Annotated in this window: 21 protein-coding genes; 13 read left to right on the top strand and 8 right to left on the bottom strand. The window is 60.2% G+C overall.

Annotated elements, in window-relative coordinates:
- On the bottom strand, positions 1–1,029 hold the full coding sequence (locus tag R3D51_03575; protein ID MEZ5898554.1) for a LysR substrate-binding domain-containing protein: 1,029 nt from the start codon (positions 1,027–1,029) through the stop codon (positions 1–3).
- Between R3D51_03575 and R3D51_03570 the strand changes: the two genes are divergently transcribed.
- Positions 1,028–1,681, top strand: coding sequence for an SDR family NAD(P)-dependent oxidoreductase (locus tag R3D51_03570; protein ID MEZ5898553.1), 654 nt, complete (start codon positions 1,028–1,030; stop codon positions 1,679–1,681). The two genes, R3D51_03575 and R3D51_03570, sit on opposite strands and share 2 nt — an antisense overlap.
- Positions 1,682–1,779: 98 nt before the next feature.
- On the opposite strand, the gene R3D51_03565 is transcribed toward R3D51_03570, so the two are convergent.
- Positions 1,780–2,454: a DUF1826 domain-containing protein gene (locus R3D51_03565; protein MEZ5898552.1), complete on the bottom strand. Its 675-nt coding sequence runs from the start codon at positions 2,452–2,454 to the stop codon at positions 1,780–1,782.
- A gap of 1 nt (position 2,455) precedes the next feature.
- The gene (gene zigA, locus R3D51_03560) at positions 2,456–3,715 is read right to left on the bottom strand and encodes a zinc metallochaperone GTPase ZigA (protein ID MEZ5898551.1); all 1,260 of its coding nucleotides are present in this window, start codon (positions 3,713–3,715) and stop codon (positions 2,456–2,458) included.
- Positions 3,716–3,819: 104 nt separating this feature from the next.
- Here zigA and R3D51_03555 point away from each other — a divergent pair, with 104 nt between their 5' ends.
- The 6 genes from R3D51_03555 to R3D51_03530 all read left to right on the top strand — a co-directional run bounded on the left by R3D51_03555 (position 3,820) and on the right by R3D51_03530 (position 7,581).
- Positions 3,820–4,245 (top strand): Fur family transcriptional regulator, encoded by a 426-nt coding sequence (locus R3D51_03555; GenBank protein MEZ5898550.1) that lies wholly within the window; start codon positions 3,820–3,822, stop codon positions 4,243–4,245.
- On the top strand, positions 4,242–4,634 hold the full coding sequence (gene hisI / locus R3D51_03550; protein ID MEZ5898549.1) for a phosphoribosyl-AMP cyclohydrolase: 393 nt from the start codon (positions 4,242–4,244) through the stop codon (positions 4,632–4,634). The genes R3D51_03555 and hisI overlap by 4 nt, the downstream gene beginning before the upstream one ends.
- On the top strand, positions 4,631–4,858 hold the full coding sequence (locus R3D51_03545) for a hypothetical protein (protein ID MEZ5898548.1): 228 nt from the start codon (positions 4,631–4,633) through the stop codon (positions 4,856–4,858). The genes hisI and R3D51_03545 overlap by 4 nt, the downstream gene beginning before the upstream one ends.
- Positions 4,859–4,955: 97 nt before the next feature.
- A complete protein-coding gene (locus R3D51_03540) occupies positions 4,956–5,714 on the top strand; it encodes an ABC transporter ATP-binding protein (GenBank protein MEZ5898547.1) in 759 nt (252 codons plus the stop codon).
- Positions 5,711–6,583 (top strand): metal ABC transporter permease, encoded by an 873-nt coding sequence (locus tag R3D51_03535; protein MEZ5898546.1) that lies wholly within the window; start codon positions 5,711–5,713, stop codon positions 6,581–6,583. Before R3D51_03540 ends, R3D51_03535 begins: the two co-directional genes overlap by 4 nt.
- Before the next feature lie 35 nt (positions 6,584–6,618).
- The gene (locus R3D51_03530; protein ID MEZ5898545.1) at positions 6,619–7,581 is read left to right on the top strand and encodes a metal ABC transporter substrate-binding protein; all 963 of its coding nucleotides are present in this window, start codon (positions 6,619–6,621) and stop codon (positions 7,579–7,581) included.
- Between the two features lie 161 nt (positions 7,582–7,742).
- Here R3D51_03530 and R3D51_03525 read toward each other — a convergent pair whose 3' ends face one another.
- From R3D51_03525 to R3D51_03505, 5 genes are all read right to left on the bottom strand, one after another.
- Positions 7,743–8,789 (bottom strand): nickel/cobalt transporter, encoded by a 1,047-nt coding sequence (locus tag R3D51_03525; GenBank protein ID MEZ5898544.1) that lies wholly within the window; start codon positions 8,787–8,789, stop codon positions 7,743–7,745.
- Between the two features lie 66 nt (positions 8,790–8,855).
- On the bottom strand, positions 8,856–9,149 hold the full coding sequence (locus R3D51_03520; protein ID MEZ5898543.1) for a hypothetical protein: 294 nt from the start codon (positions 9,147–9,149) through the stop codon (positions 8,856–8,858).
- On the bottom strand, positions 9,149–10,183 hold the full coding sequence (locus R3D51_03515) for a WD40 repeat domain-containing protein (protein ID MEZ5898542.1): 1,035 nt from the start codon (positions 10,181–10,183) through the stop codon (positions 9,149–9,151). Before R3D51_03515 ends, R3D51_03520 begins: the two co-directional genes overlap by 1 nt.
- A complete protein-coding gene (locus R3D51_03510) occupies positions 10,180–11,154 on the bottom strand; it encodes a GTP-binding protein (protein MEZ5898541.1) in 975 nt (324 codons plus the stop codon). The genes R3D51_03515 and R3D51_03510 overlap by 4 nt, the downstream gene beginning before the upstream one ends.
- Complete coding sequence (locus tag R3D51_03505; GenBank protein MEZ5898540.1) at positions 11,141–12,256, bottom strand: GTP-binding protein; 1,116 nt, start codon at positions 12,254–12,256, stop codon at positions 11,141–11,143. The genes R3D51_03510 and R3D51_03505 overlap by 14 nt, the downstream gene beginning before the upstream one ends.
- A gap of 924 nt (positions 12,257–13,180) precedes the next feature.
- Here R3D51_03505 and R3D51_03500 point away from each other — a divergent pair.
- From R3D51_03500 to R3D51_03475, 6 genes are all read left to right on the top strand, one after another.
- The gene (locus R3D51_03500; protein ID MEZ5898539.1) at positions 13,181–14,455 is read left to right on the top strand and encodes a tyrosine-type recombinase/integrase; all 1,275 of its coding nucleotides are present in this window, start codon (positions 13,181–13,183) and stop codon (positions 14,453–14,455) included.
- A gap of 79 nt (positions 14,456–14,534) precedes the next feature.
- Positions 14,535–15,221: a hypothetical protein gene (locus R3D51_03495; protein MEZ5898538.1), complete on the top strand. Its 687-nt coding sequence runs from the start codon at positions 14,535–14,537 to the stop codon at positions 15,219–15,221.
- Positions 15,222–15,329: 108 nt separating this feature from the next.
- On the top strand, positions 15,330–15,578 hold the full coding sequence (locus R3D51_03490; protein MEZ5898537.1) for an AlpA family phage regulatory protein: 249 nt from the start codon (positions 15,330–15,332) through the stop codon (positions 15,576–15,578).
- A gap of 376 nt (positions 15,579–15,954) precedes the next feature.
- Positions 15,955–20,295 (top strand): peptidylprolyl isomerase, encoded by a 4,341-nt coding sequence (locus R3D51_03485; GenBank protein ID MEZ5898536.1) that lies wholly within the window; start codon positions 15,955–15,957, stop codon positions 20,293–20,295.
- 24 nt (positions 20,296–20,319) lie between these two features.
- Positions 20,320–20,769 carry a hypothetical protein gene (locus tag R3D51_03480; protein MEZ5898535.1) on the top strand — a complete coding sequence of 150 codons (450 nt, stop codon included), beginning with the start codon at positions 20,320–20,322 and terminating at the stop codon, positions 20,767–20,769.
- A 445-nt stretch (positions 20,770–21,214) separates the two neighbouring features.
- The gene (locus R3D51_03475) at positions 21,215–21,772 is read left to right on the top strand and encodes a hypothetical protein (protein MEZ5898534.1); all 558 of its coding nucleotides are present in this window, start codon (positions 21,215–21,217) and stop codon (positions 21,770–21,772) included.
- The last annotated feature ends 147 nt before the right edge of the window (positions 21,773–21,919 follow it).

Here is a 21,919-nt window from a genome sequence, read left to right as displayed (position 1 = left end):
TCAACGGGCTTTGCCGGCTCTTCTTGCCCAACCCGACCTAATAGCTTTTGCAATCTCATCAACAAAGAGACGCGTCTTGGTGGGCACCAATCGACCGGGCGGCAGCACCGCGTAAATGCCGCCTAATCCCGTGCCGCCCCATCCCGGCAGCACCTCGACCAGCCTTCCTGCGCGAACTTCTGGTCCAGCCAACCAGTCAGGTGTGAATGTTATTCCTGCGCCTTCGATCGCGGCCATCAGTACAACTTCAGAATTGTCGGCGATCAACGGCCCAGTGGGGCGAACTGTCGCTCGCTTAGTGTCCTTCATCATGCGCCAGTCCGGCCAGTCTGCATGTCCCGAAAAGCCAAGGCAGGCGTGCTTGGCCAAATCTGCTGGAACCTTGGGCTTACCGTGCTTGGCGATGTAGCTCGGTGCGGCGACTAGAAGATTGCGATAGGACGCAATCATTCGCGATGTCAGCGAGCTGTCACGCAGGACGCCGACCCTGATCGCGACATCGAAACCTTCGGAGACAACATCAACGAGGCGATCCGAAAATCGCGCATCGATGCGGATCTGCGGGTGACGGGCGAGAAACGCCGGAAGCAACGGCGCTATCCAGTAACGCCCAAAGGTCGCCGGAACCGAGATTGTCAGTAAGCCTTGCGGGCTTGCCGCGACATCGCTGGCTTCCCGGCTCGCGACGGCCAACTCGTCAAGCAGTGCCCGCACACGACGATGATAGATCGCGCCAACCTCAGTGAGTGCGACGCGGCGTGTTGTCCGCGACAGCAGCCGCACCCCGAGCTGCTGTTCTAACTGAGTGACGCGGCGTGAAACTATGGACGCATCTCGGCCCAATTTTTTGGCGGCGTCGGTGAAACTCCCCGTCTCTGCGACGGCGACGAAGGCCGCGAGTAACTCAAGCCCGCCTCGTTCCAGCAATTCCTGCATGATGTGCACGAATTTTATGCGCCATGACCTGATTATCTGACGCCGTAAATGGCTTATCTCACCATCATCGAAACGTCGAGGAGTAACTGACATGAAGACATTTCTCAGTATCGGCTCCGGCCCCGGCATCGGCGCGGCGACCGCGGAAAGATTCGCAAAGGAAGGCTTTCGGGTCGTCCTGAGCGCACGCAATGCCACGAAGACACAGGCGCTTGCGGATCAACTAAAGACCAGGGGCTACACCGCCGAAGCCCGCACGGTGGATACCTCCGATCCGGCAAGCGTGGCCACGCTCATCGCCGAAGTGGAGAAGCAGTTCGGCGCGATTGATGTCCTGCACTACAACGCGGCATCCATGCGCAAGGCGACGATCGCTGAACAGCCCGCCGATACGTTCAACTCGGACCTCGCCGTGAATATTGGCGGCGCTCAGGCGGCTGCCAAGGCCGTCGCAGCCAGGATGACTGCGCGTGGCTCCGGATCGATTCTCTTGACCGGGGGCGGTTTCGCGTTGCAGCCAAGCCCCGACTATCTTTCGCTCAGCATCGGCAAGGCGGGCATCCGCGCCTTGGCGCAAGGACTATTCGAAAGCCTAAAAGACCAAGGCGTGCACGTGGCCACGGTAACAGTGGCAGCTTTCGTGAACCCCGGCTCACAAGCAGCCGAAGCCGTCGCAGAGCAATTCTGGCAATTGTACGCTCAACCAAAGGAGTCGTGGGCGGTGGAAACAACTTACAGCGAATGACTCAACCGGACGGCGGCCTCGGCGGCTTCACGTGTCGGGCGGCGGCGTACGCTGCGGATTGGTGTAACAAATGCTAGTCTGAAGGACGATCAGTGCCGTTAGTTTAACGCTGCAGCCCGAAACGGCTCATTGATCGAGAGGAAGAGTCTAAACTCACCCGTCTCCCGGATGCGTGGCGAGCGATGGACGAGTGGACCTTGCGGAGCGAGAGAGCCGGGGAAGAGGCCAACTGCGAAGCGGGGCATCGGGTGAACAGTGCCGGAAAAGCCCTCTGGGTTTTTGAGAGCATTGTCGGCATCGGCAGGTGTGACCCATTCTGTTCCGGGACCTCGATAGGTCGTCACCAGACGCGCACGCATGCGATCGGCATGAAACAGCCTGCAGGCATCGTCGCGAATGGCCTCGAGCCGGACTTCGACCTCATTGATCCCAGTCGCTTCTGCGAAGCGGCAGATCAAACTCTCAATGTCCGTGGCAAGCGCCGCCATCACCGTTTCGTCATGGCATTGCGTATCGGCAAGAGCCGCGGTCACGTCGACTTCTGCCGTAACGGCTTTGGCTTGGAACCGGGTCCGTGGGAGTTCATGAAAGCCAAGCTGATCGAGTTTCGTCGTTAGTACCGGGTCCCACGTGCGCTCCCAAAGCGCCAATGCCACCCCATTATTGCTCCAGTGTCTCAAGACGGACGGCGAAGCGCTGCGTAGCTCCTTTCTGGCGATGCGAAGCGCCAGGGCGTCGGAACCTGCCATCTGACGTTTGAACAGGCTCGTCATTCTACGCCGCCTCCTTGCCCCAGCGGGGGAAGGGATCGGGCAGCTTCGCCCACGCCTTTGTGTCGACCGCGCCCTCATCAGGGAGAGCTAGCAAGCAAGCGTCCAGCTCGGCGGTGATGGCCTTCTTGTCCATCTCGCCCGTGCCGATGAAGACGATCTCCTGGCGCCGGTCGCCCCAGTGCTTGTGCCAGCTCTTGTTAATGCGCGCGACAAGCGCCTCATCCTCGGGCCAACTCTTCTTCGGCACAGCGGCCCACCAGTAGCCCTTCGCTTCGTGGCGGACGAGCGCACCGGCCTGCGAAACCTCGCCGACGAATTGGGGGCGTGAGGCGAGCCAGAAAAAGCCTTTGGCGCGCACCACGCCCGGCCAGCTTTTGTTGAAGAAGGCGTGGAGCTTCACCGGTTCGAAGGGACCGCGCGCCCGATAGACGAAGCTCGAAATGCCGTACTCTTCGGTCTCCGGCACATGATCTTTGAATCCGTTGAGCTCCTTGAACCAGGTCGGATGCCGGTGCGCGGCATCAAAGTCGAATAGCCCGGTATTGAGGATGTCGCGCGGAGCAACGTGTGCGTGGCTCGTCTCGACAATGCGCGCATCTGCATTGAGCGCGCGGATGATCGTCCGCGCTGCCTCAACCTCGTGCGGCTTGGCTACGTCGATCTTGTTCAGAACGACGACGTCGGCGAACTCGATCTGTTCGACGAGCAGCTGAACGAGGGGACGCTCGTCTTCCTCGCCCGCCACTTCGCCGCGGTCCTTCAGGAAGTCATGCGAGGAATAGTCCTTCAACAGATGCGCCGCATCCACAACGGTCACCATCGTGTCGAGGCGCGCAAAATCGGAAAGGCTATTGCCTTTCTCGTCCCGGAATTCGAAGGTCGCTGCGACGGGTAGGGGCTCGGCAATGCCGGTGCTCTCGATCAGCAGGTAGTCAAAACGCATTTCAGAGGCCAGCCTGCGAACCTCCTTCAAGAGATCCTCTCGCAGGGTGCAGCAGATGCAGCCGTTCGACATCTCGACCAACGTCTCGTCGGTGCGCGACAGGTTCGCACCCCCCTTGGCGACAAGATCGGCGTCGATGTTGACCTCACTCATGTCGTTGACGATGACCGCGACCTTGAGGCCCTCGCGGTTGTTCAAGACATGATTGAGCAGCGTCGTCTTCCCGGCTCCGAGAAAGCCGGACAGGACGGTGACGGGAAGCCGTAAGTCAGGCGTTTCCTCTGCTTCTTCAAGATGTTGCCTGATTTTATCGTCCATGAGCACCTCTCTGGGTTGTTGCATTCTACAAATCGGATATTATAACATCCGTCAAGTCCGCGGTAGGAGCGCGGCCCCGATGTCCCTTGAGGGAGGCCATTCAGATGGCGCGTCACGCGAGGAAAACTGCCAACGGCACGCGACCACCGCCCAAACATGTGGAAACGGTCCTAGCTGCGCTCCGGAGTATCGGCCGACCGGCAAGCGCCTACGACATTCAGGCTGTCTTGGCGGAGCAGGAGCATTTGGCTCCGCAGACGATTTACCGTGCGCTTCAGCGACTGATCGAGGCCGGCTCAGTCCACAAGGTTGAATCGCTCAATGCCTTCGTCGTCTGTTCTCAAGGTTGCCATCGCGGTGCCTCGGTGTTCGCTATTTGCGAGTGCTGCGGAGTCGTGAGCGAAATGAGAGATTCTGGAATAGAGACCGTCGTGGAGACTTGGTCGCACCGCATGTCTTTTGCCGCCAAGGGAGCGGCGCTGGAGTTGCATGGTGTATGCGCCAACTGTGCTCAGGAGGCTTTGCGATGACAGCCCTGCCCGCCGCTTTTTCAGTCGTATTCGATGAACGCGGTCTCGCCCCGGCGATCGCCCAGCAGCATGACACGGGCGAAGTCCTCATGATGGCTTGGATGAATGCGCCGTCGCTGTCGGAGACACTCGCCACGGGGCGCGTTTGCTATTGGTCCCGCTCGCGCCAGGCGCTGTGGCGAAAGGGTGAGACCTCTGGCCACGTGCAGCGCCTGATTGAGGCAAGGCTCGATTGTGACGGCGACACGATACTGCTGCTCGTCGATCAGCAAGGTGCCGCATGCCACACCGGCCGGCGCACCTGCTTCTTCCATCGCTTTGGTGACACGAGCAACCTCGTCATCACGGACGAAGGCTATTTCCCCCAAACGAGGGAAACACCCTTATGAGCGGTATCAAACTCGAGACCTACGCCGACTGGAAGACGTGCATCGAGGAGTACTGCCGTATTCCGCTGACGCCCGAGTTCGTCGCGTCCCGAATTGCGGAATTGACCGACACGAGCAACGAGCGAACGCGCCGGTTTGTTGAGACCTGGGGCGAAGCACACCGCCAGAGAGTTTTGTCTTGGTTCCAGAAGGCCCGGGATCAATTCGCAGGATCGAACCCATGATGTTCTGGAGCCTTGGCCGGCGGATGGCACTGGCCCTCGCACTTATCGGTGGGATCTGGGGTCTTCTTTTTCTGGCAATGAACTCGTGAGACGACTGATGCAAGATGGGACTGCAGAGCCAGTCGTTCACTTCGAGGACTTGACCCTTGGATATGACGACCATCCTGCCGTCCACCACCTGGAGGGTGTTGTCGGCGCTGGCGCCTTGCTCGCAGTCGTCGGCCCGAATGGCAGTGGCAAGAGCACGCTGCTCAAAGGCATCATCGGAGCGCTGAAGCCGCTCGAGGGCCGCATTGGCATGGACGGGGCATTGCGCCGGCGTATTGCCTATCTTCCCCAGCAAGCCCAAGTCGACAGGAGCTTTCCCATCACGGTCGAAGCGTTCGTGGCACTCGGGCTGTGGAAGGAGATTGGCGCTTTCCGGGGTCTTGATACGCGGGCTCGGTCGCGTATTCGCAAAGCGCTAATGGCAGTAGGCCTAGAGGGCTTCGAGCGCCGTATGATCGACGCACTGTCGGGTGGTCAGATGCAACGCATTCTTTTTGCCCGATTGCTCCTCGAGGACAGTGCGCTCATTCTGCTCGACGAACCATTTACGGCTATCGATACCAAGACCGCTGCGGAGCTCATGGCGCTCATTGAACGCTGGCACGGCGAGCGGCGGACGATCATCGCGGTCCTGCACGATCTCGATCTGGTCAAGGAGCGCTTTCCGCAAGCCTTGATGCTTGCGCGGGAGCCGGTCGCATGGGGCGACACGAGGAGTGTCATCACGCCTGAAAACCTGCTCAAGGCACGTGCAATGTCGGAAGCATGGGACGAGAATGCACCGTGGTGCCGGAAGAGCGCAGCATGAGCCCTTATGAAGCGTTGATTGCGCCATTTTCCGACTACGCATTCATGCGCAGGGCACTGGCCGGGTGCGTGGCGCTGTCGTTCGGTGCGGCTCCTGCGGGCGTGCTGATGACGCTACGACGCATGAGCCTTGTCGGCGATGCCATGGCGCACGCCATTCTGCCTGGGGCCGCCGTCGGCTTCCTTCTGTTCGGGCTGAAGGTGGTCCCGATGACGATTGGCGGTCTCGCCGCCGGCCTCTTTGTAGCACTCGCGGCAGGGCTCGTGGCGCGAACGACCGTGCAGCGCGAAGATTCGAGCCTCGCGGCGTTTTATCTGATCTCGCTTGCCCTTGGTGTCATGATCGTGAGCGTAAAGGGCTCGAATGTCGACCTGATGCACGTGCTGTTCGGCACGGTGCTCGCTCTCGATGATACCGCGCTCATCGTCCTCGGACTCGCAGCAACGGTCAATCTCCTCGGGTTGGCGATCATCATTCGTCCGCTCGTTGCGGAATGTGTCGATCCGTCCTTCCTTGCGGTGATGAGCCAGAGCGGAGGCGGCGCCCATCTCGCCTTTCTCGTGACGGCGGTCCTGGGACTCGTGGCGGGCTTCCAGGCATTGGGGACATTGCTGGCGGTCGGCATGATGATGCTTCCGGCGGCGGCAAGCCGCTTCTGGGCGCGTAGCCTCGAAGGCATGATGATGCTCGCGATTGCCGGCGGCATCGGCGCGTCTGTCCTGGGACTGCTGGTGTCATTTCACTTTGGCGTTCCATCTGGCCCGGCAATCACATTGTCGGCCGGAGCCTTTTATCTCGTTTCACTCATGTTCGGCCCCGTCAGCGGGGCCATCTGGAACGTGCTGCCGCAACGGCATCGCGCAGGGTAGTTAGGCGTAGCCACAAAATGAAGGATTTTAAGACCATGAGACTACGCACAACTGCGGGCCTTGTCCTCGCAGGAATGGCGTCACTTGCCAGCGGAGCGGTACAGGCAGAGGAGAAGATGTCCGTTGTGGCAACGTTCTCGATCCTCGCCGATTTCGTCGAGAAGGTGGGCGGCGATCGCGTTGCAGTCCGCACGCTCGTAGGCCCGGAAGCCGATGCACACGTCTATCAGCCTTCGCCCGCCGACGCAGCTGACGTCGGAAAGGCGAAAGTAGTGTTTCAGAATGGCCTCGGCTTCGAGGGCTGGATGGAGCGTCTGGTTCAATCATCCGGCTACAAGGGCCCTCTCGTCGTCGCAACCAAGGGCATTGAGCCCATCAAGGGCGAGGAAGATGACCACGACGATCACGAGAAGCACAAGGGCGAAAAGCACGACGATCATGCGAAGGAGGGCGGCCACGACCACGGCGATATCGATCCGCACGCGTGGCAGAGCGTGCCAAACGCTATTCTCTATGTCGCCAACGTGAAGGAAGGTCTCTGCGCCGCCGACAAGGACGGCTGCCCCGTCTATACCCACAATGCGGCAGCCTACGCCGTCGAACTCAACAAACTGAATGAAGAAATTAAGTCTAAGGTCGCCGCAATCCCCGAGAAGAGCCGCAAGGTCATCACCTCCCACGACGCATTCGGCTACTTCGCGAAGGCTTATGGAGTCGAGTTTTTGTCGCCGACCGGCGTTTCGACCGAAAGCGAGGCGTCTGCCAAGGACGTCGCCAAGCTCATCGACCAGATCAAGAAAGACGGCGTCAAGGCCGTATTCGTCGAGAATATCACTGACACCCGCCTCATCGAGCAGATTGCCAAGGAGACCGGCGCCAAGATCGGGGGAACGCTCTACTCGGATGCTCTCTCCAAAAAAGAAGGTCCAGCCAAGTCCTACCTCGACATGATGCGCCACAATGCAGGCCTCCTCGCCGGCGCGATGGCGGGATCATGAACCATGGCGCCTGTTGCCCAAAGGTCTGCCGGTGAAGGCCGGCAGCGTCCTTGCCTGAGGAGCAGGCGCAGCCGATTCAGCCGTCTCCTCAAGCGGTGACCGTTGGGGCGGCTGAGCACTTTGGGGTTGGGCGAGAGCTCGCTCCAAATGACTTTCCTTCCTCACAGTCCGAAGGGCCGGACCGGGCCGAGCGATGCCATGACGCCAGCGACCCCCAGCAGGATGACAACGAGCGATGCGATGACTCCTATCGAGCGCTTTAGCCTTCTTCCCCATGGGCGTTCGGGTCCCGATAGCCGTACGGCCCAATAGCGCGACGAGATGGCAAAAGCCGCAAGCGCCGAGACCGTCAGCGCAGTGCCAATGGCCATCGCGAATGTTCCGAGAACGCCGGCCCACAACAACCCCTGCCCGAACGAGAAGATCAGGAGGAGGAGTGCGCCGGTACACGGACGTATGCCGATTGCCACTGCGATGGGAATCGCTTTGCGCCACGACCACGACCCCGCAACATCGCGCGGGTTTGGCATGTGGGCGTGCCCACATCCGCAGTCGTCCCTATGAACATGTGGTGGCGCAAAGCCCTGGAGGTTCTCGGCTGTAACGACAGGTCCTCCCGCCACTTGCCTTGAAGATCGAGGGAACTGCCGCCAGAGCATCCAGAGGCCGACGCCTACAATGAGAACCCAGCTCAGCGTTTCCAGCTGCGCCTCCGCCATGCGCAGCGTCAGGCTTGTCTGCCGCATGAGCATGAGCAGCACGCCTACGAACAGGATCGCACTCAGTGCTTGAAACAGTGCGGCGAGAAACGACAAGGCAATGCCGCGGCGAACCGTCTCCTCGTTCGCGAGGACGTACGACGAAATGACGGCTTTGCCGTGCCCAGGACCAGCCGCGTGCAGAACTCCGTATCCGAAGGCGAGGAGAACGAGGGTCAGCGTGCCCGAGAACGGGCTGCCGTCCTTGATCAGACGGACAGTCGCTATCAATTCGCGATTGATTGCTGCCTGCGAGCTGAGGATCAACTGCCAAGCCTGCGCCGCCAGCGACGGCGAAGCTGGGCGGACCGCCGGTTCTATGCCGGCGGCTTGTGCCTGGATATGTGGAGCAGCTTGGGCAATGTGCCACTCACCGCACCAGCAGCCAAAGACCGCCGATAGTGTGTTGAGCCCGAGAAGGATCATCAAGCCTTTAGATAACCAAGACAAAATCCGGATTCCTATCCTGTGGACGCTCATTAGTTGCACTCGAAGTCCTCTCGATCGGAACAATGCCTATGTAGGACGGGTAACCAGCTCCGCTTTTCTCAACGCCCACAGCACGTCGTCCTCGATCACGTCGCCAAGAGCCTTGTGAACGCGCGCCTTCAGCCACGCTCCGGTTGTCGGCATGATGACGATCACCGTCTCACGCGGCGGGCATCCGGGCTCGGCGCAGGCGAGCTCGGTTATTGAGATCGTCTCCCGGTCATCGACCGGCATAGCGGCGCGGACCCAAGCACGAATTCGATTGAGCGCGTCTTGAACGCCACCGCGCGGCTTCGGTTGAAAAGGGTTCGGTTTCGTCATCAAGTCCTCGCAAGTCCGGTGCAGTCGATCAGCCCGGCAGAGCCCCTCTCGCTTCCGAAGGCCAGAATGGCGCCATCGGCCCTCCACGCTACGTGGGTAATCGCACCTCCATCAGGTTCACGTAGGTACAGCGACCGCTCCGAACCTGGTCCGGCCAACGCGATGACCCCGTCGCGGTGACCGATCGCGAGAACGTTCGAGACGGGATGCCAAGACACGGCTGACACTGGGGAGAGATATCCGCCGGCTTGCTGAGCCATCTCGCCCTGCGGCCCGCTTCTGCCCTTGAACGGCCAGATGAGAGCTGATGGCCCGCCGGACGTCGCCAGAAGATGACCCTTTGGCGACCAGGAGAAGCTCTTGGGCTTCGTCGGATAACCGCCCATATGCAGGTTGCCGCCATCACTCAGCCGCCAGACATGAACCGCTTGTTCTTGCATCGCCGTAACCAGAAACCGTGCGTCGGGGCTCCAGGTGATCGCAATATGGGCGCCCTTCCATTCGCAGCGATCCGGATCGGAATTCGGATGAGCAAGAGATGCAATCGTTGCGCCTCCGTAGTGCGCGATTGCCAGGCGCTCGCCCTTCGGCGCGAAGGCAAGCCCGCCGCAGCTCGATGGCAGGAATAGTGTCCGGCTTTGCTTCATCTTGCCGTGAGCGATCTCGACGGTCTTGCCGTGCGCCCAGGCCAGTCCGCCCCACGGGGCGAGCGCGATCTGGTCGATCCAGCGCCTTCCAGTTCTGGCGATGATGTTCCGCCCGCTCTCGGTCGTATGCAGCAGGACGCCGTCATCCCCTCCACTCAAGAGGCCGGTTCCGGCAGCATCGCAAGTGACCGTCAGGATTGCTCCCTCGTGAGCTTCGACGACAGTGGCGTCCTCCTCATCCTTCCGCCAGAACCTCACGGTTCCATCGCCGAGCGCAAACATAGCGCTGTCGCCACCCCAATGGAGCCCGGTGATTGCCGCCGGCCACCCGACTTGCTTCGTCTCATAGCGCTTGTTGAGGGGAGCTGAGGTCATCTCGCTCGTCATGCGGCCACGCAAGCCTCGAAACCACGCCGCAACGCGTCCCGATCGAGATTGCGTCCAATGAAGACGAGGCGGCTCTGCCGCTTCTCATCCGCCTTCCAGGGTCGCTGATGATCGCCCTCGATGAGCATATGAACGCCCTGGATGACATAGCGCTCTTCGTCGCCCTTCATGGCGAGGATGCCCTTCATGCGCAGGATGTCGACCCCGTTCTGGGCGATGACGCCCTGCATCCAGTCGAAGAACCTCTGAGCATCGAGCGGAGCATCACTCACCAGCGAGATTGAAGCTACTTCGTCGTCATGCTCGTGCTCATGCCCCTCGTCGAGAAAGTCGGGCTCAACCGCCAGGATGCGATCGAGATCAAAGGCGTTACGGCCAAGGATCTGATCGAGTGGGATGCGGCTGCGCTCCGTGCGGTGAAGCTTCGCATAGGGGTTAATGGAGCGGATACGCTTCTCCACCGCCGACAGCTCCTCGGCCGAGACGAGATCCGTCTTGTTGAGAAGTATCACATCAGCGAAAGCGATCTGCTCCTCCGCTTCGTGACTGTCTCCGAGACGTTGCGTGAGGTTCTTCGCGTCCGCCACGGTCACGATGGCGTCGAGCTTCGTCTTGGAACGTACATCCTCGTCGACGAAGAAGGTCTGGGCGACGGGTCCTGGATCGGCGAGACCCGTGGTCTCGATCAGGATCGCGTCGAAGCGGTCTTTGCGCTTCATAAGGCCGCCGATGATGCGGATGAGATCGCCCCGCACCGTGCAGCAGATGCAGCCGTTGTTCATCTCGAAGACTTCCTCGTTGGCATCGACCACGAGATCGTTGTCGATGCCAACCTCACCGAACTCATTGACGATGACGGCATACCGCTTGCCATGCTGCTCGGTGAGAATGCGGTTCAAGAGCGTTGTCTTGCCGGCGCCGAGGTATCCGGTGAGCACGGTCACCGGAATTGGCGTTTCAGGGGTCGTCATGGAACGTCTCCTTGATGACTTTTGATTCAACAGGTGAGCGAGCCGCGCGTTTGGCCTTACCAGTCTTTGTCAAAAGGATGGATTTCATTGCACGAATGTCGATGTTTTGACCGATGAACACGATGCGCGTGCGTTGGTCTGTGCTGGGCCACTGCGCAAGTCGGTCGACGCACTGCACGAGGTGCTGGACGCCATGGATGACCACTGGGCGCGTTGGATCGTCGTCCAGAGCAACTAGTCCTTTAACGCGCAGGAGCGCCGCGCCAGCGCTTGCTTGCAGAGCGTTCATAAAAAAATTGAAAACAATGGGGGAAATCGGTTCATCGATAATCAGGCACTGAGCGCGGATCCCATCTTTGTGCCGACTTTCATTCTCGTGCACTTGAGCATGAGGTCCATGCTCCAGAACGGCTTCCGCATTGAGCCAGGCGAGCGCCTCGCTCGTTCGGGCTGTGCGTTCGTAGGTCCGATTTTTCAGAAGCCAATCGACAAAGCGGTCCCAGTCGTTCTGCTTTTCGAAAACATGCGCGCCGGGATTCGTATCCGCAATCATCTCACCGAGAATGTCGCGCCGACCCTCCCTGTGACGTGCAGGCGTCAGCTCCATCTTCGTAATCAGTATGGCATCGGCCAGCGCGATCTGCTTCAACGCTTCGAGATAGGCCGCTGCGGAACCGGGCGCATTGATCGCATCAACTGTCGTGATTACCGAAGCGAGCGCAAATTGCCCGGCTACGGTTTTATCCATGAGGCCGTAGCTTTGCGGTATCGTCAGCGCATGGATGACCGGCGCAGGATCGGCGAGCCCTGTTGTTTCGATGAGCACACGGCGAAACTCCGGAACCTCCTTCTTGTGGCGGCGCAGCCAGAGATCAAACAAGGATTGGCGCACGTCACTGGAAGCCGTGCAGCACAGACACCCCGTCGTGGTCTCGATAACATCCGCGCTGAACTCGACGATGAGATCACCGTCGATCCCCGTCTCCCCGAACTCATTGATCAGGACAGCCGAGTGCGCGAACCGCGGATCCCGCAGCAAGGCATTGAGGACAGTCGTCTTTCCAGCTCCAAGGAAGCCGGTGAGAAGCGCGATGGGTATCATCGGTAAAAGACGGCGCCGCCACTGCTACTACAGTTCGGATGTTATAATATCCAATCTTTGATAACAGTGCCAGTGTGGCGATACTGAGGCACGATCTCCGTCGTTGGCTCTGCAGGATCAGCACCGACACGGACCCAGGGCGTTCGATGGCCCTCTAGGTCTACTCTTCGACGGACGAGAACTTGCTAATCCTGTGCTGGATGAGGCATCGCGCTTTCACGCCCCCAGCTTCCAGAGGTGCTACGGTCCTCGATCGCGCTGGTGTAAACTTAGAACTGAGCGAGCAGCAGATCTCGGAAATTCCGCGATGCATTTGTAGATATAGAACGCATAGTGCACCTGCTCAGGGCAGCTTTGGGCATCAAGAAAGCCCCGCTGAGCCTCACTAACGTTCTCGGTCAAAAGCTGCTGCGTCAGTGCCGACCCACCAGTCCTGATCCTCTGCGAAGAACGGACGAAGTGCCCCCTTCCACCTTCGAACCGGTCTCAGTTCAGTGAGAACCTTGTCTCTGCAGCGTGGCAGCGGACGGCGCCCGGAAATGGTTTTTCGAGGCCAGAGACTTCGGGTCTATGACCGAGGAACTAGGAGCCAATTGGACCTGAGAGACGGCGATGGCGCCGCGGGTGTCGCCGGCAACCTGGTGAGATCATGAGGGTTTCCATGAAGGGGCCGGAAAACGGAATAACAACGGGAACTGATTGGTGGAGCCGAGGGGAATCGAACCCCTGACCTCTGCAGTGCGATCGGCTCCAGGGGTGTTTTTGCAGGTTCCGGGGGGTTCCGGCAGGCACAGCTTAACATCATGATTTTATTGTTTTTATTGTGTGCACCCTCGTTCCATGGGATAACCCTCACACACGCCAAAGGCTGCTTTGGTATGTGCCCGGTATGTGCCGTATGTGCCCAACGGACGCGTTTTGTTCATGCCCATTCTGAAGCGAAATCACCGTCAGATCCTCGCTGCCAAAGCCATCGATGGAAAGCGCACGCGCTACCGCATCGAAGGCGTGCCGGGCCTATGGCTGAACGTCGGTCCAAACGGTCAGAAGACCTGGTACGTCCGCTACCAGCCAGGCGGCCGCAAGACACAGAAATTCCGCCAGTATTCCCTCGGCGATGTCAGGTCTGTCAGTCTGCAGGACGCTACTCAGGCCGCCGGGCGGATCATGACGCGCGTGAAGGTCGAGGATCGCGATCCTGTCGCTGAGCGCGTCGCGAAGAAGCAAGAGGCCCTCACCTTCGGCGAAGTCTTCGAGGACTGGTACAAGCGCCACGCGCTCGTGAAGCTCACCCGCGCAGAGACGGATCTCTCGCGTTATCGCAATCATCTGGAAGGCGAGTTCGCAACCAAGCGCATTGCCGATCTGAAACGCATCGAGATCGCCCGCTACCGTGACAAGGTGGCGGCCAAAGCCACGCCCCTCGTCTCCAACGAAGTCCTTGTCTTGATCAACCGCGTTCTCAACTGGGCGCTCGACGAAGGCTTGATCGACGCCAATCCTGCTGCCCGCCTGCGCAAAGTGGGCAAGCGCCGGCCGCGCGAGCGCGTGCTGAATAGCGCCGGCATGGTGACCTTCTGGCAGGCGCTTGAAGCAACCGAAACCACGACCGGGGAGCACATGGCGCGCGGCGAGAAGGGTCGCATGCTCTCGCCCGCAACACGCTCCGTGCTTCGCCTGCTACTTCTTACCGGGCAGCGACGCTCCGAAGTGGTTGAGGCCAGGAAGTCGGAGCTGGAGCTCGATATCGACGAGCCGGTCTGGACCATTCCCGGTGAGCGCACCAAGAACGGGCTTCTGCATCGCGTTCCGCTCTGCCCGCTCGCCAAGGCGGAGTTTGCCAAGGCGATGGCCGCGAGTCCGGACGACAGTGTGTATGTGTTCGCATCACCGGAATCGCAGGAAGACGAGCCAATTTCGGCGAACGCGGTCACGCGGGCCATGGCGCGACTGGTCGCTGAAATCAAAATTGCCCGCGTATCCCCACATGACCTGAGGCGCACCGTTGGCACCGAGATGGCGCGCTTGGGCCTTCCGGTTCACGTGCGTTCCCTCGTGCTCAATCACAGCCCCATGAGTCGCGGCGTGACCGATGCTGTCTATAACCGCTATGCGTATGACAAGGAGAAGCGCGAAGCCCTTGCAGCATGGGAGGCGCATTTGGCCCAAATCGTCAGCCGACGCGCCAAGGCCGCGTAGATCGTAATAGATTTATGGAATAAGATTGCATCGCGATTCGTTGCCGCGTGTGCCCGCTTTTCCGATCCGAGGCTCCTTCATGCCCGCAAAGTCCGGCGATCAATCCACTCGACGTGCCCGCGCAGCTCGAAGGACATCACCTGACGCCGCCGCACCCGACCCGTCGAAACTGTTCGAAGTTCAGGTTAGACCCGTTGCGCGCGGGGCGAAGAGACGCTCCGCCATCAAGTATCTCGTCGGTGATACATCCAAACCGCCGCGATCAATTGAGTCACGCAGCGCTGTCGAGGAAGGCGCGCCCTTATCAGAGAAGGTTGCTCGTGATCTCATCGCCCGCATCAAGCGCCATGTCGCGCGCCTAACGAAACCCGCCCGCCTCTCATCCAGGCAAATCGCCGGTCTCTTGAGAGAGCTTGCCGCAACGTACGAGCAAACGGGGCAACCGCCGCCCCTTCCCGACAAAGCGCCGGAGCTATGGAGCGAACGGGAGGGCCGCAGTGAAAATCCGGTGGCCTTCATCCGGCGTGTCTATGCACCCTGGCTCGGGCGGGGTCTCATACGGCCACATGTGAAGGCCCTCGACCCTGGCCTCTACAACGCATTTAACGTGTGGTGTCACCGCAATCCCGACGACACGCTGCCCGAGCTTCTCACGCTCTCGGCGCGCATCGACGAAATGGTCGAGGATCTTTCCGGCCGGTACGACCCGGAGGACTTGCGCAAGCTGGGCCTCGCCCTGCAGATGCGCCACCGGAAACAAAAGTAATATTAAACAAGTTTTTACTTACGTGCGGTCTCATGGGTACAGGGCGGGCTGATTCCCGCCCGCAGCCCGGGCGGTCCATCCGCCGCCAGTTTGATGGAGACCATGCTCATGAACATTGAGCCAGTTGTACCCCGTGCCGGCCCCGATACGTTCGCCCATCTTCGCTTGTTGACCCGCAAGGAGGTCTTAAGCCTCGTTCCCTACACGGCGCAGCACATCTATCGCCTGGAGCGCGCCGGCAAGTTTCCGCGCCGGGTGCGCGTCGGCGAGAACCGCGTCGCCTGGCGTCAAATCGACATCGAGGAATGGCTCAAGAATCGCACGGTCGTGATCATTCCCGAGCCGATCGATGAGTGATTGCCTCGAAGACATATCGGCCAGAGCAAGCCCCGCCCGTCTTTGATGCGGCGGGGCTGCTCTTGCGTCCGTCACCAATCACGCGAAGCGACGATTTGAAATGGCTCCAAAGTCTCATGTCTGCGTGAAGAACAAGTCAGACCATGGTTGCTGTGATACACCAGGGAGGCACACGCAGGGCGGTTTGTAATTGGCTGCCAACCGCCGCGTTGACCCAACGCCGAACGCGCTCTCGGGAATTTGCGCCCAAGTTGGATGCCGGACCCGGGCCCATCTCACAGAGATATTGTAACGACACAACCAGCCGCTATTCTCCTCGGTCGACCCGAGACTTTTGCGACAGCGCTTGTCTAAGCCAAGATCCTGGGAGCCGTGAATGCTTTTTCGTGTGTTGCTCGTATGGTTATTTCTTGCCGCCGCCTCGTTCGCCACCACGACAGTGCTGGCCGCCGACCAGACGCCGGCGCCACTCAAGCTCTATTGCGGCTCCGTGACAACCGAGCTCGGCTGGTCGGGCACGCTGCCCTACACGCTGCAGATCTGCCCGCTCGACAGTGAAGGCTGTATTGCGGAGAAGCGGCCATTTTCGCTGCAGCCGAAACTGGACCAGGCGGACAGCAACACGCACTGCCATTTCTTCGACAGGCCGGTCAAATATCTCATCGAGTACAATGCCAACTACACGGGCGGGCGCGATTATGTCGCCCAGGAGCTCGTCCCGATCGGGTTCGACTGGCGTGGGCTCTACCCCGATGTGTGGTGCCTGGAAGATGGTGCCGCATACTTCACCAACATCGACGGGAAGCTGGCGCTGCGGGCGGGCTACTTCCAGCGCGTCATCCGCCAGGCCTGCGGCTGGCGCGACCCGATCGATGAAAAGCTGCCGCCGCCCAACTCCGACTTGCCGCCCGAGCTCGTCGGCGCTTGGGTGCCGGAGCGCAAGGAGTGCCCGGGCATCTTCGACGATGCCGCGCGCACGGGGGACCTGTTGTGGATCCAGCCACACGGCATCGACCGCGCGGATGGCGCGTGCTGGTTGACGGGGCTGTTTCCGCTGACGCCGAAGCTTCCGGTCGACACGCTGTGCGCGACGAAGAAAGGCTACAAGCGCACAAGCTTCACCTTCGACCGCATCAAGGGCGACACTATGCGCCTGCGCGAGGGGCGCAAACGGCGCGTCACCTATAAGCGCTGCGAAAAGACATGGCTCGTCGCCCCAGAGCAGAGGAAAGCCGCCGACAAGCTCAAAGGACAGACGCTGTCGTTCGTTCTCGACCTCGATACCCAGATGCGGAGCCTCAAGAGCGGGAAGACCGGACCAATTGTCTCGCAAGAGCGCAAGATCGAGCTGAAGGTGGGCGACGACAAGACGCTGACCGATCGCATGCAGATCGGCGACGGACCTACCCTTAAAGCCTTCAAGACGCGCTTCGGCGAGATTGCCATCGACAGTGAGGGCGACCGTACGACGTGGCTCGTCGACGACGGCAAGCTCAAACGCGTGCGCGAACGCAAGAGCTACTATGAGATCCTCTCCTGGCCGCTCAGCCCAGACGGCAAGTCGGTCACCTGCGAGGCGAAGCTGGAGTTTGCGCCGACGCGGAGCGACGGCAAGCTGCGCTCAGTGGCCACGGACCGCAAGGAATACGAAGTCGTCAAGGCCGAGATTACGGGCCAGCGCTGCCCGAAGGAGCCGCTGCTGTTCGCGGTCGCTGCGGCGAACAAAAGGGAGCAACCGCCGGCGCCCTCTTCCAACGAGTCGCTGGAAAAGTGCCTCAGTTCCTGGGTCGACCCGACGCCCGACAGCAAGAAGGGAAACTTCGAGCTCAGTGTCGGCAACGAATGCAAATTCGGGATTGTGGTTGTTGTCGAAGGTTCGCTGCTGAAGAGGCCTGCCATTCTGGACCTTGCCGGCAGCGTCGGGCGCTTAGGGATTCTGCGTACAGTTCCATTCAGCGCCAAAGCCGGCTCCGATCCCAAGAAGCTCATCGAGACCTTTTCGGCAGCCGCGATTACCGCTGAACGATACAACAAGAGCTGCTCCGGGATCGACGTTGAAGATGCCGAAAAGGCGCGTGCCTGCTTTGACAAAGTCAACGGCTTTGTAAAAAGCCCAAGCGCTCAAGCGAAGCCGTCGGCGGACGCCGACACGTGCATCGTCAACAAGACGATCGGGAAAGCGGGGGGCGGGTCCAAAGACAGTCATTTCGTGTCGATCACCAACGACTGCCCCTTCGAACCTGTTGTCGCGGTTCGAGGCCCGTGGCTCCGGGGACGTGGACTCATTTCGCCCGCTCCATCGAAGGATAGTGGCGTTGCCATTGGCTACAGTTGGGGTGTGAACTTGCCAGCCGGGGCCAACCCTGATGAACTCTTCAAACAGCTGGAGTTTGCAGCGCTCAGCCTGGCGGAGTTTCGGCGTAGCTGCGACGCCGGCGTTTTCGACACCGACCTCGAACTCCGCTTTGAGTGTTTTGCCAATGCGTATGACGAGAAGCGCGGGAAACGGGACTGGGCGATTCCGCTTTCGGTAAAAGCGGGATTGGCGGCTGCCGAAGAAATGGAACGACAGGCGGCCGACAAGTGCATCAAGAAGTCAATGGAGAAGACGGGAGAGAAGACCGATGGCGGGGCTTTGCGCTACAAGCTGTGGTTTGAAAACACCTGCAAATACGGCCTCGTGTTGCGTGTTCAGCAGCCTGGCACGTCGGAGGCGGCGGCTGCCTTGCTTCCTGACCAGAGCGCGCGCGAGCTGGCCGTCAAGTTCGACAGTGCCGTAGACACCGATCAGTACCTCAAGCGCCTGGAAGTCTCGGCACTCACCTTGGAGGACTATAAGCGCAGCTGCGGCGCGTTCCGCGAAAACGACCAGGGCGCCCTCAAGTGCTTCGGCAAGGTCTATGTCGCCAAGCACGGCGAGCCGGACTGGGCGAAGCGGGCTCAGGAGAAGATCAAGCAGATCCAGGAGAGCAAGGGCTGCCCCGGTGCCAATCCTGATGCCTCGATCAAGGCCTGTACGGCTGAGGTCGACGCACTCTCGGGGGCTGCAAAATCCACGCCTTTGAACAATCGCGGTGCCGCGTATTTCAATAAGGGCGACTATGAGAAGGCGGTGGCCGACTATACGCAGGCGCTTCGTTTCGACCCCAAGAATGCCGATGCCTACCGCAACCGGGCAATCGCAAATCTGCGGCAGAAGAAGTACGAGCTGGCGATCGCGGACCTCGACAAGACGATCGCGATCGAGACGTTTGCCCCTCTGAAGCCTTACAGGCAGCGGGCCGAGGCTTACGCCGCGCTCGGCGAGCACGCCAAAGCATGGAAAGACGCGGACGAAGCACTGAAAATCGATCCGAAGGATGACAAGGCGCGCGCTTTGAAGAAGGCTTCCGCCCAAGCGGCATTTGGCCCGAAGCCGGGCGACTGGGCAGAGTTCTATGCGGAATCCTGCAGCCAAAATGAGGATCCCGAGCTCCGCGTCAATGCGTGCCTGGCACTGATAAAGGAAGGCACGCTTGGCGCAGAAGACCTCGCCTTGGCGCACGTCTACATCGGACAAGTGGCCGAGGCCATTAGTAAAAACGACTTTTTTGCCAAACGCAAAGAGTCCGCTCAGAAGAACATCAGATCTGCGCTCAACCACTATGCGCTCGCCATCAAGGCCGACATGAAGAACCCGATCGGATACGCCGAGATTGGAAATGTCCTGATAGCGGCAAAAAAGTTCGATCACGCCGAACAATGGCTGCGCAAGGGAGAGCACGCCGCACCGACCAGCCGATTGATCTGCGACCGCCTTGTCCTGCTCTATGAGCGGAAGGGAGACACTGCCGCCAGGGATAAGCAGAACGGGCGCTGCGAAATCTTGCCGAAAGGCAATCCGTTCCGAAAGATAGTGGTTGGCAGCGCTCAGGGAAAAGCGCTTCCAAGCGAAGGGAAATCGGCGGATGCAACGCAGGCAGCCAAGCCGACGGTTTCGCAGAGGTTCGACACCGGCGAGAAGGTCATCGCCGACGAGTGCCTCGTGCACAAGCTCGACAAGAGCACCGGCAAGAAAGGCAGCTACGACCTGAAGCTCATAAACGAGTGCGACTTTCCCGTCATGGCGGTGGCGTCGGGCTGGCCGAACAGCGTGCCGCTCTCCATCATCACGCGCCTCGATGCCAAACCTGATACCCGCCCTGTCGATGCAGCCTTGAGGTCCTGGAAACTGTGGACCATCGAGCTCGACCCCAAGAAAACGCCAGAAGAAGAACTCAAGGGCTTCATCTTTCAAGCGGTCACGAGCGACGCATACGCCGAGTCCTGTGCGTCTGCGCAGGATGATAAAGACAAGGCCAAGTGCTTCAGCATCGTACGCCTCGGCGCAGCATTGGCGGACCCTTCATCCGAAACCGGTCCAGAAGACAAATCGGAACGCGGCTCCGGCACTGACACCGGCGAGAAGGTCCACGTGCGCCACATCCTGTTGAAGTCGGAGAGCGAAGCTCAGCTTGCGGAGAAGGTGCTCAAGGGCGGGGCTGATTTCGCGCAGACCGCCAAGTCGCTGTCGACGGACGAAGCAACTGCGGCGAAGGGCGGCGACCTGGGGTGGCTTGCGCGCGGCAAGATGTTGAAACCGTTTGAGGAGGCAGCCTTCGCGCTGAAGCCCGGCGAGATTTCCGCGCCGGTGAAGACGCAGTTCGGTTGGCACGTAATCAAGCGAGAGGAACGCTAACGGCGCCGTCAAGGAGACCTCGGCATGTCCCCGGACGCGCCATGGATCGAGCGGGCCATCTTTCATGGCCTGCACTTGCACAACAGTTGGCTGTTCTTGCCGGCTGCGAGCCTCGCGTGCTTCGCACTGCTGCTGCTGAGTCGGCGCGACAGCATCGGGGTGAGCGCGTACCGGTCTTTCCTTGTGTCGTTCGGCGTGTTGCCGCTGGTGATCTACTCCGCCAAGGACGTGAGCGCGATGCTGGCGCGCGCCTCGCAGGGCTATGGGAACGCACTGAAATACGCCTATCTCGTGCTCGGCCTGCCGACGCTCGTCCTGTTCGTCGCGGCATTGGCGCTGCTGGCGACTGACAGGCGGCCTGTTTCGGGTGGGACCGACGCGGCACGCCGGTGGCACGTGGCTGCGGTCGCGCTCGTCGTGGCGCTCAGCGTCCTGCAATCGCTGTGGCTCTACGAGGCCGATGCGTCTCTGTGAGCGGGGGCCACCGATACCAACGGCTGCGGCGGACGCCGGTCACTGGACGCGCCACGGCCAGAGCAGGGACTGCTGGATGACCGCACCAATGCCACACGAATCAGGAGAATGCGCGCGCTGCTCGGAGGTGCACTCGCCATGGGGCAGGCCAACAATCAGCCAGCCCGCCAAAAGATAAAGTGCCACAAAACCTAGGATATATCGCATCTCAGTCTGCTCTCAGAGCAAATATGAACATCGGGCACAAATCATCCTCTCGTGATGAAACGTCCTGCCACTTAAACGACCAAAGGCATCATCGGCATATCATGACAAGCGATAGATTTCTGTCATAGACGGTGACGCCTGACGCCGGCAGCGATCCACCAAACCACATTGGATTGAACATCAAATGGGGCGGTGATAGTATCGGCACTGTTAAAAATAATCGGCTCTGGTGGCGACAATGAAACCATTGATTGCACTGCTATTCCTGATCGGCGGCCTGCTCCACCCAGCTACCCTGCAGGCGGCCGAAGGCCCGCTCGATCACGCTTCCCTCAAGACCATGATCGAGGGACTTGGCTACGAGCCGCAGGAGGGCAAATTCAACGATACCCAAGCGCAATACTATCGGATTCGTATCCCCGGATCGCCGTGGAACTACGATATCACTATTTACATCGACGCCAGCAAGAACATCGTTAGCATAAATAGCGAATTCGCACTGTACAAAGGTGCAGCAGATCTGATCCCACAAAGCGTTCTGCTTGGACTACTCAGCGACAACGCTAATCTCACTTTCACGCAGTTTCGCTATCTGCAGTCGAGTAATTCGTTTTTTCTGCTCAGCAATCTGCGCAACAAGGATGTATCGGCGGCGGACTTGCGTCGTGTGATCGACGAGATCGTTTCCGCGGCGAACCGGACCCAGAAATTGTGGGATCCGAAGCAGTGGCCACAGGCGTCGACCGCCGAAGCTGCCAAGCCTGAGCCGCAAGCGACCGGGGATGCCAAGAAGTAGGTCGCTCGTCGCCTCCTGGGTGGCGAGCCGATGTGATGCTCGGCGATCCGCAATAGCACGGATGCGACAAGTCATTTGGGCTGGGAGGGGAACATGCGAGGGAACATGACCGCGGGAATTGTGAACCCCGGCTTGGTCCGATTTTTG

It is taken from the genome of Hyphomicrobiaceae bacterium, from assembly GCA_041397645.1.
Taxonomy (GTDB): Bacteria; Pseudomonadota; Alphaproteobacteria; order Rhizobiales; family Hyphomicrobiaceae; genus Hyphomicrobium_B.
Note: the sequence above shows the minus strand (reverse complement) of the source record. Positions and strands in the feature narration are given on the sequence as shown.

Excerpts from the sequence above, each read along its gene's own strand:
- R3D51_03565 (MEZ5898552.1), bottom strand. The coding sequence starts at position 2,454 with ATGACGAGCCTGTTCAAACGTCAGATGGCAGGTTCCGACGCCCTGGCG.
- R3D51_03500 (MEZ5898539.1), top strand. The coding sequence starts at position 13,181 with ATGCCCATTCTGAAGCGAAATCACCGTCAGATCCTCGCTGCCAAAGCC.
- R3D51_03530 (MEZ5898545.1), top strand. The coding sequence starts at position 6,619 with ATGAGACTACGCACAACTGCGGGCCTTGTCCTCGCAGGAATGGCGTCA.
- R3D51_03480 (MEZ5898535.1), top strand. The coding sequence starts at position 20,320 with ATGTCCCCGGACGCGCCATGGATCGAGCGGGCCATCTTTCATGGCCTG.
- R3D51_03520 (MEZ5898543.1), bottom strand. The coding sequence starts at position 9,149 with ATGACGAAACCGAACCCTTTTCAACCGAAGCCGCGCGGTGGCGTTCAA.
- R3D51_03490 (MEZ5898537.1), top strand. The coding sequence starts at position 15,330 with ATGAACATTGAGCCAGTTGTACCCCGTGCCGGCCCCGATACGTTCGCC.
- R3D51_03555 (MEZ5898550.1), top strand. The coding sequence starts at position 3,820 with ATGGCGCGTCACGCGAGGAAAACTGCCAACGGCACGCGACCACCGCCC.
- zigA (MEZ5898551.1), bottom strand. The coding sequence starts at position 3,715 with ATGGACGATAAAATCAGGCAACATCTTGAAGAAGCAGAGGAAACGCCT.
- R3D51_03495 (MEZ5898538.1), top strand. The coding sequence starts at position 14,535 with ATGCCCGCAAAGTCCGGCGATCAATCCACTCGACGTGCCCGCGCAGCT.
- R3D51_03540 (MEZ5898547.1), top strand. The coding sequence starts at position 4,956 with ATGCAAGATGGGACTGCAGAGCCAGTCGTTCACTTCGAGGACTTGACC.
- hisI (MEZ5898549.1), top strand. The coding sequence starts at position 4,242 with ATGACAGCCCTGCCCGCCGCTTTTTCAGTCGTATTCGATGAACGCGGT.
- R3D51_03475 (MEZ5898534.1), top strand. The coding sequence starts at position 21,215 with ATGAAACCATTGATTGCACTGCTATTCCTGATCGGCGGCCTGCTCCAC.
- R3D51_03545 (MEZ5898548.1), top strand. The coding sequence starts at position 4,631 with ATGAGCGGTATCAAACTCGAGACCTACGCCGACTGGAAGACGTGCATC.
- R3D51_03485 (MEZ5898536.1), top strand. The coding sequence starts at position 15,955 with ATGCTTTTTCGTGTGTTGCTCGTATGGTTATTTCTTGCCGCCGCCTCG.
- R3D51_03535 (MEZ5898546.1), top strand. The coding sequence starts at position 5,711 with ATGAGCCCTTATGAAGCGTTGATTGCGCCATTTTCCGACTACGCATTC.
- R3D51_03515 (MEZ5898542.1), bottom strand. The coding sequence starts at position 10,183 with ATGACGAGCGAGATGACCTCAGCTCCCCTCAACAAGCGCTATGAGACG.
- R3D51_03510 (MEZ5898541.1), bottom strand. The coding sequence starts at position 11,154 with ATGACGACCCCTGAAACGCCAATTCCGGTGACCGTGCTCACCGGATAC.
- R3D51_03575 (MEZ5898554.1), bottom strand. The coding sequence starts at position 1,029 with ATGTCAGTTACTCCTCGACGTTTCGATGATGGTGAGATAAGCCATTTA.
- R3D51_03570 (MEZ5898553.1), top strand. The coding sequence starts at position 1,028 with ATGAAGACATTTCTCAGTATCGGCTCCGGCCCCGGCATCGGCGCGGCG.
- R3D51_03505 (MEZ5898540.1), bottom strand. The coding sequence starts at position 12,256 with ATGATACCCATCGCGCTTCTCACCGGCTTCCTTGGAGCTGGAAAGACG.